Origin of the sequence: Xanthomarina arctica (genome assembly GCF_014638915.1) — a bacterium.
GTDB classification, from domain to species: Bacteria; Bacteroidota; Bacteroidia; order Flavobacteriales; family Flavobacteriaceae; genus Xanthomarina; species Xanthomarina arctica.
Map to the genome: position 1 here is coordinate 965659 of NZ_BMFQ01000001.1, position 14382 is coordinate 980040.

At 32.3% G+C, this 14382-nt stretch carries 17 protein-coding genes; 3 read left to right on the top strand and 14 right to left on the bottom strand.

What is annotated here, in order from left to right; genetic code table 11:
• Positions 1-75: 75 nt before the first annotated feature.
• The 8 genes from IEV77_RS04190 to IEV77_RS04225 all read right to left on the bottom strand — a co-directional run bounded on the left by IEV77_RS04190 (position 76) and on the right by IEV77_RS04225 (position 7468).
• Positions 76-2295: a TonB-dependent receptor gene (locus IEV77_RS04190; RefSeq protein WP_188462141.1), complete on the bottom strand. Its 2220-nt coding sequence runs from the start codon at positions 2293-2295 to the stop codon at positions 76-78.
• Positions 2296-2631: 336 nt separating this feature from the next.
• Entirely contained in the window at positions 2632-3036 is a 405-nt protein-coding gene (gene arfB, locus IEV77_RS04195) for an alternative ribosome rescue aminoacyl-tRNA hydrolase ArfB (RefSeq protein WP_188462143.1), read from the bottom strand.
• 1 nt (position 3037) lies between these two features.
• Positions 3038-4588, bottom strand: a complete 1551-nt coding sequence (locus IEV77_RS04200; RefSeq protein WP_188462145.1) for a DUF4301 family protein — start codon at positions 4586-4588, stop codon at positions 3038-3040.
• Positions 4589-5152: an AAA family ATPase gene (locus tag IEV77_RS04205; protein WP_188462147.1), complete on the bottom strand. Its 564-nt coding sequence runs from the start codon at positions 5150-5152 to the stop codon at positions 4589-4591. It lies immediately after the preceding gene.
• Entirely contained in the window at positions 5113-5745 is a 633-nt protein-coding gene (gene pnuC, locus IEV77_RS04210) for a nicotinamide riboside transporter PnuC (RefSeq protein ID WP_188462148.1), read from the bottom strand. The genes IEV77_RS04205 and pnuC overlap by 40 nt, the downstream gene beginning before the upstream one ends.
• A complete protein-coding gene (locus tag IEV77_RS04215) occupies positions 5729-5989 on the bottom strand; it encodes a hypothetical protein (protein WP_188462150.1) in 261 nt (86 codons plus the stop codon). Before IEV77_RS04215 ends, pnuC begins: the two co-directional genes overlap by 17 nt.
• 59 nt (positions 5990-6048) lie before the next feature.
• Positions 6049-6777 carry a phosphoglycerol geranylgeranyltransferase gene (locus IEV77_RS04220; RefSeq protein WP_188462152.1) on the bottom strand — a complete coding sequence of 243 codons (729 nt, stop codon included), beginning with the start codon at positions 6775-6777 and terminating at the stop codon, positions 6049-6051.
• 61 nt (positions 6778-6838) lie between these two features.
• On the bottom strand, positions 6839-7468 hold the full coding sequence (locus IEV77_RS04225) for a 4'-phosphopantetheinyl transferase family protein (RefSeq protein WP_188462154.1): 630 nt from the start codon (positions 7466-7468) through the stop codon (positions 6839-6841).
• Between the two features lie 130 nt (positions 7469-7598).
• On the opposite strand from IEV77_RS04225, the gene ahcY reads away from it, so the two are divergent.
• Both ahcY and IEV77_RS04235 read left to right on the top strand, forming a co-directional pair.
• Positions 7599-8915 (top strand): adenosylhomocysteinase, encoded by a 1317-nt coding sequence (ahcY, locus tag IEV77_RS04230; protein WP_188462156.1) that lies wholly within the window; start codon positions 7599-7601, stop codon positions 8913-8915.
• Positions 8916-9195: 280 nt separating this feature from the next.
• Positions 9196-9657 carry a DUF1569 domain-containing protein gene (locus IEV77_RS04235; RefSeq protein WP_188462158.1) on the top strand — a complete coding sequence of 154 codons (462 nt, stop codon included), beginning with the start codon at positions 9196-9198 and terminating at the stop codon, positions 9655-9657.
• Positions 9658-9701: 44 nt separating this feature from the next.
• On the opposite strand, the gene IEV77_RS04240 is transcribed toward IEV77_RS04235, so the two are convergent.
• From IEV77_RS04240 to IEV77_RS04260, 5 genes are all read right to left on the bottom strand, one after another.
• Complete coding sequence (locus IEV77_RS04240; RefSeq protein ID WP_188462160.1) at positions 9702-10034, bottom strand: hypothetical protein; 333 nt, start codon at positions 10032-10034, stop codon at positions 9702-9704.
• Between the two features lie 101 nt (positions 10035-10135).
• Positions 10136-10396: a 50S ribosomal protein L27 gene (rpmA, locus tag IEV77_RS04245; protein ID WP_109681945.1), complete on the bottom strand. Its 261-nt coding sequence runs from the start codon at positions 10394-10396 to the stop codon at positions 10136-10138.
• A 42-nt stretch (positions 10397-10438) separates the two neighbouring features.
• Positions 10439-11110 (bottom strand): 50S ribosomal protein L21, encoded by a 672-nt coding sequence (gene rplU, locus IEV77_RS04250; protein ID WP_188462162.1) that lies wholly within the window; start codon positions 11108-11110, stop codon positions 10439-10441.
• Between the two features lie 97 nt (positions 11111-11207).
• Positions 11208-11663: a DUF4199 domain-containing protein gene (locus tag IEV77_RS04255; protein ID WP_188462163.1), complete on the bottom strand. Its 456-nt coding sequence runs from the start codon at positions 11661-11663 to the stop codon at positions 11208-11210.
• A gap of 113 nt (positions 11664-11776) precedes the next feature.
• The gene (locus tag IEV77_RS04260; RefSeq protein ID WP_188462164.1) at positions 11777-12679 is read right to left on the bottom strand and encodes a DMT family transporter; all 903 of its coding nucleotides are present in this window, start codon (positions 12677-12679) and stop codon (positions 11777-11779) included.
• 89 nt (positions 12680-12768) lie between these two features.
• Here IEV77_RS04260 and IEV77_RS04265 point away from each other — a divergent pair, with 89 nt between their 5' ends.
• Positions 12769-13161: a heavy-metal-associated domain-containing protein gene (locus IEV77_RS04265; protein ID WP_229736573.1), complete on the top strand. Its 393-nt coding sequence runs from the start codon at positions 12769-12771 to the stop codon at positions 13159-13161.
• A gap of 215 nt (positions 13162-13376) precedes the next feature.
• On the opposite strand, the gene IEV77_RS04270 is transcribed toward IEV77_RS04265, so the two are convergent.
• Positions 13377-14348, bottom strand: a complete 972-nt coding sequence (locus tag IEV77_RS04270; protein WP_188462165.1) for a T9SS type A sorting domain-containing protein — start codon at positions 14346-14348, stop codon at positions 13377-13379.
• Positions 14349-14382 lie beyond the last annotated feature (34 nt).

Consider the following 14382-nt stretch of genomic DNA (forward strand, 5'->3'; position numbering starts at 1 on the left):
ATCTAAAAAATAAAACTCCCAAACTAATTTAGTTTGGGAGTTTTTTTGTTTGTTAAAATGAAACTTTGCGAACTATTAAAACTTCAAAGTTACCCCTAATAAAAAGTTTGTAGTTGCTTGAGGATAATATCCTGTACCTTCAATAGTTGTTATTTGATTTGGATCTGACCAATCATCATCATAGGTATAGTAAAATCCATTAGAACTGTATTTTTCTCCAAAAATATTATTTACCAAGGCCGAAATAACAATGGCTTTAAAAATGGATTTTGTTTCAATTTGATACATCACATTAAAATCGTTTACAAAATAACTGTCTAATTTTGACGTTTCAGAATCTGTGTTTCCCATATACTGTTCGCCTACAAACTTACTTAACAAAGCCATTTGGAAGCCTTTAAAAGGTGTGAAAATAAATGCATTTCCCGCAACAATGTTTGGGGAAAATGAAATGTTGGTCGTTCCTAGGTCAACAAGTTCTCCATCAAGAGACACAACGGTTTCTTCGTTTTTATTAGTGCTTAAAGCCAAATTCGGTTGTATGCTAAACTTATTAGATACTTTAATATTGGCTTCCATTTCTAATCCCAACCTGTAACTTTTTCCAGAATTGTTTCGAATTGGGTTTCCAACATCATTAATTGCTCCTGTTAAAACCAATTGTTCATTATACAACATATAGTATAAGTTGGTTTTAAAGGTGAAAACTTCAGCTTGATGTCTCCAGCCTAACTCGAAATCGTTTAATTGTTCTGGTTGGATGTCTGGATTGTTTTCAAAATCATCTCTATTGGGCTCTCTATTGGCTCTTGCATACGAAAAATACATGTTGTTATTTTCGTTCATGTTATAGGTGATTCCTGCTTTCGGATTGAAGAAATTGTAATGTTTATCAACTACAAATGGTGCCACATCCGAATTTGTTCCAGTTGTTTTATAACTTACATAGCGTTCTTGTAAATCCAAATACAAACTTACATGTTCATTCATTTTATAAGACGCCTTTGCAAAGCCACTTAAATCTAACTTCTTTCCATTTCCATTGTAATATCTGTCTCTTATCATCATGTTACTGGCATATTGAGCCCAGATTATTTCACCAAAATGATCTCCGGAATAAGTGCTTAAAGAAGTTCCAAAAATAAGATCTAAGGCCTCGTTTTTATAATTAGCATTGGCATTTAAAACATAAAAATTATTGTCTAACCATCTGCGTCTAACTAAGTCTGTTTCAGAAATGGTTTCAGTTCCAATTTCAATATTTGGCAATCCATAATCTGCAAATTCCTGATCCTCCTTGTACTGCTCAAAATAACCTTTTCCTTTGGTGTAATTAAGTGCTAGGTTGGTAGACCATGAATTGTTTATACGCTCATTCCAATGGAATTGATAATGATCTTGTTGGTAATCGTCAACTTCGTTATCGTAAAATTGAACATTTCCATTGGCATCGGTATATATTCCTGCAGAATTAAAAGTTCTATCATGCTCTAAAACATATGGGTCTTCAATTCCGTTCCACGATTGGTAAGTCACTTCTTTTCCACTAAAAGTAATGGCTTTTAGCATGGTATTTCCATCTATAAAAGTAGCCTGTAGAAAATAAGATTTTAAGTTTGAAGAGGCTCGATCTACATAACCATCGGAGGTTATTTGTGATAAACGTCCAGCAATTTCAATTTGATCGTTTAGTAAACCAGTACTAAATTTTAGGGTATGTTTCCAGGTGTTATAGCTTCCATAACTATTTGCCAATTCCCCAAATGGGTTTTCTGAAACAGCATCTGTTAGCACGTTAATACTTGCTCCAAATGCTCCAGCCCCATTGGTTGAAGTTCCAACACCACGTTGTAGTTGAATGCTTTCAACAGACGAAGCAAAATCGCCTAAATTCACCCAATAAGATCCTAAAGATTCAGAATCGTTATAAGGAATTCCATTAATGGTTACGTTAGTGGATTGCGAGTTAACACCACGTACCCGAATGCCTGTATAGCCAATTCCTGCTCCAGCATCTGAAGTTGTTACCACCGACGGTAAAAAATTTAAAAGAATAGGCACATCCTGTCCTAAGTTCCTTTTTTGTAATTCTTCTTTACTAATGTTTGAATGGGTAATTGGCGATGTAGCATTAACACGAACCGCTTTAACTAAAACTTCGTCTAAAGCCTCGAGTTTTGTAGAATCTTGTACTTTTTCTTGCGAATATGCCGAAAAACTTAACAGTAAAAAAAGTAAAATTGCTTGAGAGCTCTGCCTACTTCTAAATGACAGATTGTTGAATAAAATTTTCATCCGATAAATAAATTTATACGAATAAAAAGAGGTTATTATTCTTTGTTAGTAATTAATTGTGTTTGAAATCATGAAATTATTAGGTCGCTGAATAAAATCGGTCTATCCGATAAATAAGCTCGCAATGATATCATCATTTCGGTTTAAAAATCCCTAAACAGCATTACCTGTTCTAGGTTCATTGGGTATGATCTCAGCCGATAATAGGCACCCCTTTTTGAGAACGGGGCAAAGGTAGATTAGATTTCCGATTTAAAAAATAGGAAGGCTACTTTTTTTTGTTTTTCGCAACAAATTTCAATAAGATATTGGTTTACCGAGTATTGCGATTGAATACTAAAACTCGGGAGATTTTCTATTAGCTTTCTTGTCAGCTTGTTGCTTCTTTTTTGATAAGCGCTTTAATTTAGCAGATCTAGGAACCTTGGTCGGTCTTCTCCTTTTCGGTTTTTTTAAACCTTCTTTTATAAGTTCTAAAAAGCGTTTTATTACTAATTCTTTATTCTTATGCTGACTTCTACTTTCGTCGGAGTTTAGAATTAGAACACCATCTTTCGTTAATCTACTTGCTAAATTTTTTGATAAGAGGGTTTTTCGGTCTTCAGATAAAACTAGAGAATTTGTTAAGTCGAAATTTAAAACCACTTTAGAAGAAACCTTGTTTACATGTTGTCCGCCAGCTCCAGAGCTTCTAATAGCTTTGAAAGTTAATTCGGCAATAAGAGCATTTTCATCTACCATGTTAATGTGTTTGATGAGTAGGTTTCAACAAGTCTGTTACCGTTTTAACAGGATTGAATGTAATTAAAGGAACTTCAACAAATACAGTATTCCAGTTTGCCATACTTCCATTCCAAAGACCTGGTAACTCTAATGCTTTTAAGTCTTTACCATTCTTAGTTTTCATGGTTATAAAGGCTGTTTTATGGTCTACAAATTTTTGTAAATCAAACTTATTCCCTTTATAATCCTTGATGCCACAAACTAAATCTACAGGATTAAAATGCGTTGCGTTTTCTAAGATATCTTTCTGTGATTTGTCCTTTTTATTAATTTGAGCAGACTCTACTATTTGAAGAGATACTTGACCATTTTCAGTTTTCACCCAAAAAGGCCCACCTCCTGGTTCGTCTTCGTTTTTAACCATCCCACAAATACGTATAGGTCTATTTAATTTATCTTTTAAATAAGCTATTTGATATTCTTTAGCATATTTTTCGAACTCTGAGGAAATAACCACGTACATTTTATTAGATAAAAAGTTGCCGATTTCTACAATTTCACTTTCCGTGATATCAGAATTTTCTAACTTTTCAAGATACTGGAATGCTGTTGTTTGGATGTTGATTAAAATTCCGGCTAACATTTTTTTGTATTCACTCACCTCTTTTTCATATTTAAAAACTACTACATTATCGATGTTTTTAATGAAGATAATGTCGGCATTTAAATCGTTTAAATTAGAGAGTAAGGCGCCATGACCCGATGGTCTAAAAAGTAAACTATCATCTTCTAATCTAAAAGGTTTGTTGTCTTCGGTAACAGCAATGGTATCTGTGGATTCATTTTGGTAGGAGAATGAAATTTTGAATTGGATATTGGTTTTACGTTCAACAATAGGTTGTATCTTTTTAAACTCGTTGTCAAAAACATCCTTGTATTTTTCTGAAATTGTATAGTGTAAATTGGCTTTGTTATTAGCTGAAGCATAAAGTGCGGCTTCAAATAAATGCTCTTCGAAAGCCGTGGCAATATGTTTCTTGTATTTATGAAAAGGTAACAAACCTTTTGGGTAAAAACCATAGTTAAGCTTGTCTGAATCTAGCATGGTTTTTATAAAAATATAAAACTGTTTGTCTGCTGAAGCTTGATAATATTCTGGGTGTGATTTTAAAATTTCATCTAAAACTATTTGATAAAAAGGTAGTTTTTCTAAACCAACAAAAAATACAGCCAATACAGCATCTTTTGTTCTATTTATATAAGCATTCAGAGTTTCGCGCTTGGGATTATAATCTTCGAGAAAACTAAAAAACGATTTAAACATTCTAGTTGCAGCGCCAGAAGCGGGAACAAACTTTATAATAGAATACTGGTTTCTTTTAGCATCAAACAATAGGATAAACTCCTTTGTTTCTTCATCCGAAAGTTGCAGGATACCATGTTTTAAAGTTGCAGCAGATTGCAGGTTAACAAAAGGTAATTCAGTTTTAAATAACTCGATTTGCGTCGTTATTTTTTTAACGGTTATGCCCTTGGCTTCAATTTGTTTTATGTCTTTTTCTGAAAACATTCAGTGATTTTTTATTAATTGATCTATGTGTTTTATGGCAGTTTCTAATCTTTTTTCAAAACTTCCATTTAGAATCACATAAGGAATTTTGTTTTTAATTAACACGTCTTGAAATGCCTTAAACATGGCTTCTCTTTCATGGGGTTTGTCGCGAATGCCATCTGGTTCCCATGGAATATCAATATTAGTTAAAAAATAGAGATTATAGTAATTTTCAATAGCATATTTGTTTAACGCTTCGTGAGAATAGCCTTGATAATAGGCTTCGCTATAGACCTTGGTTTCTAATAAATTGGTATCACAAATTAACAAGTTATCAACATTGGTAGTAAGAGAATTCTCTAAAGCTATTTGTCCTTTGGCAATTGGCAAAACATCTTCTTTTGTCAAGATTTCGTTATTTTCTGCTTTTTGTTCAGCGTAGATTCTAGAAAATTCTGGAACCCAAAGAGTTTTATAATGTGTGGCTAATTGCTTTGATAAAACGGATTTTCCAGTGGATTCAGGACCAAAAAGAACCACTTTTAAGCAATTGCTTTCTCGTTGTTTAAGTGTTTCTTCCATGCGGCATATCCATAAAATGCGATTATTGTAAAACCTAAATATTGTAAACTAGTAAATGTAAATCCTTTATAAAAATATAGCGGAATTGAAATTAAATCACCTATTATCCAAAAAATCCAGTTTTCAACTTTTCGTCTGGCCATTAGCCACATCCCAACAAAAAAGATGGCTGTGGTAAGTGTATCTAAATAAGCAACCCAACTGGTCCACATATTGAAAGTGTTATAAACAATACCTACAAATAATAGCGTTGCAAAAAAGATCCAGATGCTCGTAATTTTTTCCTTTTTAGTTGTAAATGAAATAGGAGTGACGTGAGTAGCATCTACTTTTCTTGTCCAAATATACCAACCATAAACACTCATGATAAAATAATAGGCATTAATCATCATATCGCCCAATAATTCCCATTTTAAAAGTAGGTACACAAAAATACTGGTGCTTATAATTCCTGTTGGAAAGACCAAAATGTTGTTTTGTTTGGAAAACCAGACAGATAAAAACCCAAAAATTACGGCAATAATTTCTAGAGAAATATCTAAAGTTTGATAACCCGCATATTGCTCAAAAAAGAAGTTAAAAATTTGGTTCATAGTCACTTCTATCAGTTTTTACAACCTTCATGGTTAAAACACATATTTTTTGCTCTTCAAAAGATTTATGTATCTGCCCTGTTAAAAATGGCATCAATTCATGATATTCACCAAATATCTGCGTGCTCAAGGGGTTTTCTAAAACCGTGAATTTGGAATCCCTTAAGGATTTTATAAAGTTAATAACATGAATTTCGTAATCGTCTTGTAAAGGCGATAAGGTTAAGTCTACTGATATTTTCATTGTGTATATTTTTATTCATTCCCACAAAGATGGGAATCTCCTACTTAATTTGAGCACTCTTATAATTTTTTTAATTCTTTGAAAAAAGTTTCGTCATCTTCAAAAGCAGTTCCAATAACTACTAAATCTGCACCAGATTCATAAACTTCCCTTAATTGTTTTTTAGTTTTTATGCCACCTCCAACAATTAAAGGAATCCTTATTTCGTTTTTAACTTTATTAATTATATCTGAAGGAATGGGTTGCAAAGCACCACTTCCCGCTTCTAGATAAATTAATTTCATACCTAATAATTCTCCAGCTTTTGAAGTATCTATTATTTCTTGAAAATGTTCTATTAATAAAGGCTCAGTGTTTGTTACTCTTTGAACCGCAGTTTCTTTACCGTTTTCAATCAACAAGTAGCCTGTTGGAATAATTTCCAAATCAGTATCTCTTAATTTTGAAACAGAAGCTACTTGTTTTCCTATTAAATAGTCTGGATTTCTTCCGGAAATCAAAGATAAAAACAGCAAGCCATCAGCCTGATCTGTAATTTGAGACACATCGCCAGGAAATATAATGATTGGTAATTTCGTGTGTATTTTTAATTCGGAAACTAGTTTTTCTGTGGCAAATTCTTCAACGGTACTTCCTCCAACAAAAATATGAGTAGCTATGGATTTATTAACCTTAACGATAAAATTAGACAACCCTTCTAGCTTCATTTTATCAGGATCGATTAAAACGGCTAAAAGTCTTTCACCTTTAGAAATGGATTGTAATATGTTATTATATATGTTTTTCATTTGAAATAACCTGTTTGTAGACTGGTAGGTTTACAAATGTTTTTATATCTATTTTCTTTTTTTAGGCTGGCAGGGCATAAGCGCAGGTAAAGCCTTCAAATTCGAAAAACTGAGTTTGAAACCTGTGTTTTTTGTTTTCGTAATCTATCCAAGCAACGGTAGAGCCTTCTTTAATTGTAAACGGAATAACTAAAGTGTTTTGTAAAAAACTCAACCCTGGCGTTGCAAAAAGCTTGTATAAAGATTCTTTGATACACCAAATAACCGTTAATCTATTGATGTAATCAGGTTCATTTTCTTTTAGATATTGAAATTCATATTCCATGAATTTATGTGCTATTACGCCTATTTTTTCACGTTGTTTTTCAATATCTATACCTACTTTAAAATCACTAACTACAACCGCAGAAAATGTAAAAGAATGTGTAATAGAAATATGTTTTCCGTCCTTTAAATGGGGCTTTCCATTGTCATCATAAAACAAATCGGTATCTGTATAACCAAATGTTGAAAGCAAGTGTCTTACACTTAAAAAACCTCGTTGGTGCAGTTCACTTTTCATTCCTAAAACCCGTTTTAAATTTTCAGGTTTTAAGCTAACTGCTTGAAATAAATCGTTATAAGACTCTGTAATCTTCCAGATTTTAACAGTAGTTTGTGAGTTAGGCTGAAGTGTTTTATAAAGAGGCATTTAATTTTCTAAAAGTTATTAGTTATCTTTGCATGGCGTTAGGCAAATTTGCAAATATTGTTAAGCGAATTTAACTATTTAAGTTTTAATGCCAAAGAGACTGCATTTAATAATAAAAGAAAGTAGATATATGAGTACGAAAACCATTCCATTTGTAGCTAATAAAGTGAAAGATATTACACTTGCGGCTTGGGGACGAAAAGAAATAGAATTAGCCGAAGCAGAGATGCCAGGCTTAATGAGTCTTCGTGAAGAATACAAAAACTCACAACCATTAAAAGGAGCAAGAATTGCAGGATGTTTGCATATGACTATTCAAACGGCTGTTTTAATTGAAACACTTCAAGCTTTAGGAGCTGAAGTTACTTGGAGTTCTTGTAATATTTTCTCAACTCAAGATCAGGCAGCGGCTGCAATTGCCGATGCTGGAACTGCTGTTTATGCATGGAAAGACATGACAGAAGAAGAGTTTGATTGGTGTATTGAGCAAACTTTATTTTTTGGAGAAGATAGAAAACCATTAAATATGATTCTTGACGATGGTGGTGATTTAACCAATATGGTTTTAGATAAATACCCAGAGCTTGCTGCTGGAATAAATGGTTTATCTGAAGAAACTACTACAGGAGTTCACAGACTTTACGAACGTGTAAAAGCAGGTACATTACCAATGCCAGCAATTAACGTAAACGATAGTGTTACAAAATCTAAATTCGATAACAAATATGGTTGTAGAGAAAGTGCAGTAGATGCTGTGCGTCGTGCAACAGATATTATGATGGCTGGGAAACGAGTTGTTGTTTGTGGTTATGGAGATGTAGGTAAAGGAACAGCGGCTTCTTTTAAAGGTGCTGGAAGCATTGTTACAGTAACAGAAATCGATCCAATTTGTGCTTTACAAGCGGCTATGGATGGGTTTGAAGTTAAAAAATTAGAAACGGTTGTTGCTAATGCTGATATAGTTATTACAACAACTGGAAATAAAGATATCGTTCAAGGGCGTCATTTTGAAGCTATGAAAGATAAAACGATTGTTTGTAATATTGGACATTTCGATAATGAAATTGACATGGCTTGGTTAAACAAAAACCATGGTCATACTAAAAACACCATTAAACCTCAAGTGGATAAATATACCATTGATGGGAAAGATGTGATTTTATTAGCTCAAGGTCGTTTAGTGAATTTAGGTTGTGCAACAGGACATCCTAGTTTTGTAATGTCTAACTCGTTTACAAACCAAACTTTGGCTCAAATTGAACTTTGGACTAACAAGGATGCTTACGAAAATGACGTTTACATGTTACCTAAACACTTAGATGAGAAAGTAGCTCAATTGCACTTAGCTAAAATAGGTGTAGAGTTAACAGAACTTCGTGAAGATCAAGCTAAATATATTGGAGTAGAAGTAGAAGGGCCTTATAAACCTGAATATTATAGATATTAATTGTCATTCTGGGCGAAAGCGAAGAATCTCAAAATAAATACGAAATCCCAAGCAGTCATGTTTGGGATTTTTTTTTGGCGCCTGCCTGTCGGCAGATAGGTTAACACAAAGGTCAGGCTTTACGCAGTCGCTTTTTTGTGTTGTATACCTGCAACAACACTAAAAGAGGTTCAATAAATGCTTCAAACCCTAAGGGGTTTTAATTAGCATTAGATGTTTTTTAAACACAAGTTCATTTTGTATAGGAATAGTTTATCTTCCAACTTTAAAATATTTAATTATGAATTCGGAAAAATTAGACCTTTTAATTGATTCTTTAGAAAAGCAGATAGGGTATCAAGAAATTTCAAATCCAAATATTTCTAAAGCAAATATTGGCTGGCATATAGATCATAGTTTTAAGGTTCTCAATCAGGTTATTCTAACACTTCAAGCTTCAGATCCTGCCTTATATAAAAATAATTTCAGCTTTTTAGGAAAAATATTCTTTACACTTGGCTTCTTTCCTCGCGGTAAAGCAAAAGCGCCTAAATATGTAAGACCTCCTGAAACGATTTCAAAAGAAGACCTTCTAAATCAAATGAAAGAAGTAAGAGAAGGGATTATTACCATACCAAATTTAGATAAGAATGCTTTTTTTAAACACCCTATGTTTGGTAATATTAATACAACAAGAGTTTATCGTTTTCTAGAACTACATACCAGTCATCATTTAAAGATTATTAAAGAGATTAAGGCATAAAAAAATCCCTTTCAATTTCTTGAAAGGGATTTTTAACCGTTCTTTTATTTCTGTTTTCTAAATAAATAACTTAACCAGATTGGGTTGTTACCTTCAATCATGGCTTTTCTATCAACAAATTCCCAATTATTTTCATTCATATAATTAAGTAATTCTGAAGTGCTATCTAGATTTTCAATGGCTTTAATAGTAATCGTTTTTCCGTCGAGTGATTTCTGATTATTGACCTCAATGCGCTTAACTTTTCCACTGTTATCCATCTTCTGAAAAACAATGACTTCTAAATAATCATATTTGGTTATCTCTTGTGCATTAGCTGTATTAATTGAAAACAGGAGGATAGCAACTAGTAAAAATGCTGTTTTTATTTTTTTCATATTCATTATATTATTGAATAATAAATTTACAATTTAATTTTAAATAAAAAAACCTTTCTGTTTCCAGAAAGGTTTTTTTTATAGATTTAAAAATCTGTTTATTAAGCCTCAAAAGGCTCAATAGAAACATAAGATTTATTATCTTTTTTCTTAGTGAATTTTACTAATCCATCTACCCTTGCGTGTAACGTATGATCTTTTGAAGAATATACATTTTCACCTGGATGATGAGTATTCCCTCTTTGTCTAACGATAATGTTACCAGCTATTGCAGCTTGACCACCAAATATCTTTACACCTAAACGTTTCGATTCTGATTCTCTACCGTTTTTAGAACTACCGACTCCTTTTTTGTGTGCCATTGTCTTAAGGTTTTATATTATTAATATTAAATGAAACGAAAATTACTTTTCAATTCCACCGTCTAATTTGTCTTGTAAATCTTTTAATTCATCCCATTTGCCTTCAGCAGCTAATTTAGCTTGTTTTGGCCAAGTATCAGTAACTATATGAGCTAGTCTTGAACTTGCATCAGTTAGAATAGTACTTAATTCTTCAGGATTTGCTTTTGCTATTTTAGCAAAAGTATCGAAACCTGCACTTACTAAAGCCTCAGCAGCTTTAGGTCCAGCACCTTCAATTTTCTTTAAATCATCTGCTTTTGCAGTTGATTTCTTAGCAGTTTCCTTTTTTGGAGCAGCCGCTTTAGGTTCTGCTTTTTTAGCAGGAGTAGCTTTTTCAGCTTTAGCAGCTGGTTTTGCTCCTGAAGCAACGATGCTTTCAATTAAGATTTCTGTTAAAGATTGTCTGTGTCCGTTTTTTACACGGTAACCTTTACGTCTTTTCTTTTTGAAAACGATTACTTTATCACCTTTAAGGTGCTTTAAAACTTTGGCTCCTACTTGAGCTCCGTTTATAGCTGGGGCGCCTAAAGTTACTTTGTCTCCATCAGCTAAAAGAAGTACATTGTCAAATGACACTTGCTTACCTTCTTCTATTGCTAAACGATTAACAAAGACTTTTTGGTCTTTTTCAACTTTGAATTGATGCCCTGCTATCTCTACAATTGCGTACATAGCGTAACGTTTATTTATTAATATGATTAAAATATATCTGCTTGCCTATAGGAAAGCGGGTGCAAATATACTGCTAATTAATTAAATTACAAACGTTTTAATTGTTTTGAGGCACATTTTTACTGTTTTTAAAAATTTGCATGAAAGTTAAGGTGAGAATAGTCGTTGAGGATAGTCCTTCTATTAAAATAATGAAAATTAATATGCCTCCGCCATGATTGTAATCGTAAAACCATTCTTTTAGCAAAGTGTTCATAAATTCTACATCCAAATGGAAAAAATAGATGGCCATAAATATGGCAAATACAAAAGTAGCAAGAAAGCCAGTTAGTAAACCCGTTTTAAACCCATTAATATAAGTAAAAGTCGTCCCAGATATTAGTTTATATTGTTTTAGGACAGAGTAAATTCCAAAAGCCATAATGACTCCATTAAATAATCTTAAAAAGGGATTGGTATGCCATCCTAAAATTTTTAATATTACAAAATATATTATTAATGATATGGCTGTTAGTAACCCATATTTTATGGAAATTTTTGCTGAAGCATTCATATTTAAATAATTAGGCTTTTAAATTTCGTGAATATTTTGCAAAAAGCATAATTTTTTGGGATTTAATTGGACGGATTAATTTTAGGATGTTACCTAAAATTAATAAAGCGACCTTATTGTTTCCCTAATATAATTGTATTACTCGATTTTTGGTGTGAAAGATAAACACCTATTAAAATAATAATTGTTGCAAAACCTTGTAAGGGTGTAAATGTCTCACCATCTAAAACACCCCAAATTAAAGCTACTATTGGCATGATATAAGTAACGGATGAAGCAAAAACAGGGGTTGACATCTGAATTAATTTATTGAACAATACTTTTGCTAAAGCCGTTCCGAAAAAAGACAAAATTGTTACATAAACCAATGACATTTTAAAATGGGGGTTTTGAAAAGTTTCTGTATTAAAAAAATCGGATAGGAATAGAATTATAAGGGCTGGAATGACTATAATTATATAATTTCCTGAAGCTATAGCTAAAGGTTTAACATCTTGTAAATGCCTTTTTATAATGTTTACATTTAAGCCATACATGACGGTAGAAAGAATTACAAACCCTGCGTATAAATAGTTTTGTTCTGGATTTAATTCAGAGCCTTTAAGAATTAGAATAGCTGTTCCAATAAAACCTACAATAACTCCCAAAACCTGGCGTCTGGTAGATGAAATTCTAAAAACTGCAAATCCTAATAATATGGTGTTTAATGGCACCAAAGAATTTAAAATAGAAGTTACAGAACTATCTATTTCGGTTTCTGCAATGGCAAATAAGTAGGCAGGAATAAACGAGCCTATAAACCCGGAAAGTGCAATCCATTTCCATTGTTTTTTATTAATTTGTTTTAGTTTTTTATAACCAACTAATAATAAAAAGATAGCAGTTATAACGGTTCTTAAAGATCCTAACTGATAAGGTGTTAGTCCTAGAAGTGATTTTTTAATTAATATAAAAGAGCTTCCCCAAATTATCGATAGGATAAAGAGATATAACCATTTCACTTGAATATGTTTCATAGATTTATTTCAAAGCACAAAATTGGGATTTTAGATACAATAAACAGTAATAATTACTAATTTTGTAACTAAATAAATTTATAATACAAATGAAATCATTAAAAAATATTATCGGGTTAATACTATTAACTGTTTTTGTAACAGCTTGTAAGAACGAAACAGCTCCAGAAGTTGTGACGGTTGAGGTTGAAACAGCTACAGAGGAAGTAGTTACTTTAGATCCAAATGCCACTTATGCTAAGGCAGAATTTACTATTGAGGGTATGACTTGTGCAATGGGTTGTGCAAAAACCATTGAAAAGAAAATGGCTAAAATGGAAGGTGTAAAATCTGCGACTGTAGATTTTGACAAAAAATTAGCTATGGTTGAATATGATGAAGCCAAAGTAACTCCTACTTCTTTAGAGGAAGTTGTTAAGAAAACAGGAGATATGTATTCTGTAACAGACATGCATAGCGTTGATGCTTTTGGTGAAAATTAAATCTGTGATAAAGACTATAATAAGGCTTGTTGTGTAGACAAAAAAAAGCTGAGTCATCTGAAACTTCAACAGACAAAACAATGGCTTGCAAAGCAGATTGTAAAATGGCATGTTGTGCAGATAAAGCTAAAGCGTAGTTTTAAAAACCTTTATTAAAACAAAAAAAGACTGTCTTATAAGACAGTCTTTTTTTTGTTTGTTTTAGTAATCGATACTTAATTTATCACTAATTTTTTAGTGTCTATTTGATTGTCTGAGCTAAATCTAGCTAAATAAAGACCTGAAGCCAATTCAGAAACATCAATTAAGTTATCAGTATCAGTTAAGTTTTTTGTTAAGATAACTTTGCCTGTTATACTGTAAATGCTAACTACCGCATGAGGTAACTTAGTTGTTATATGCAATAGTCCATTTGCAGGGTTTGGGTACATGTTAAAAGCGGTCTCGATTGTATCATTTATTGATAGAGTCTGAAGGCATGAGCTACATTGTGCTTCATTGTCCACCATACAAAGAGTTAAATCATCAAAAAACCAAACAATATGTTCATCTATATCAATAACAGAAGAATCATCGAAAAAAATGCATGGTAAATTATGGTTGTCGTCTGAATCAAAATAGATCATATTATCTTGATTTCCATTTCTTAAATCTAAATAAGTTAAGCCATTATCCTTTAAGTGAACAGTAGTTATAATATGGTTTTGAGATAAATCTAAACTGGTTACATTATTATATCTGATATTTAAGAATGTAAGGCCCGAGTTTGTTGTAACATCCAGACTAGCTAAACTTGCACCTGCAAAAAGCATTTCAGATAAATTAGTAAGTCCTGTGACATTTAATGAGGTTAGAAGAGAACAACCAGTTGCATTAACGCTAGTTAATAAAGTGTTGTTTGTTAAATCTAAGTTAGTAATATTGTTCCAATCAACATTTAGTGCCGTTATATTAGTAAAGGCTTCAATTCCAGTTAAATCGGATATACCACGATTGCTCAAGGATAAAAGGCCGGTGAAAGAATTTGCATCCGCAGTCAACATTTGGCCATTTACAGCTCCATCTGTGTCAATGCCAGCATTAACCAATCGCGTCTCAAAAATAGCATCTGGAATTAATGTGATTTGACCATACGTTAGAGAAAAAAAGGCAAAAAATAATGCCATTAAATATGTATTTTTTTTCATAATGTTTGAATTGTAATTAACAGTATAAAATTAA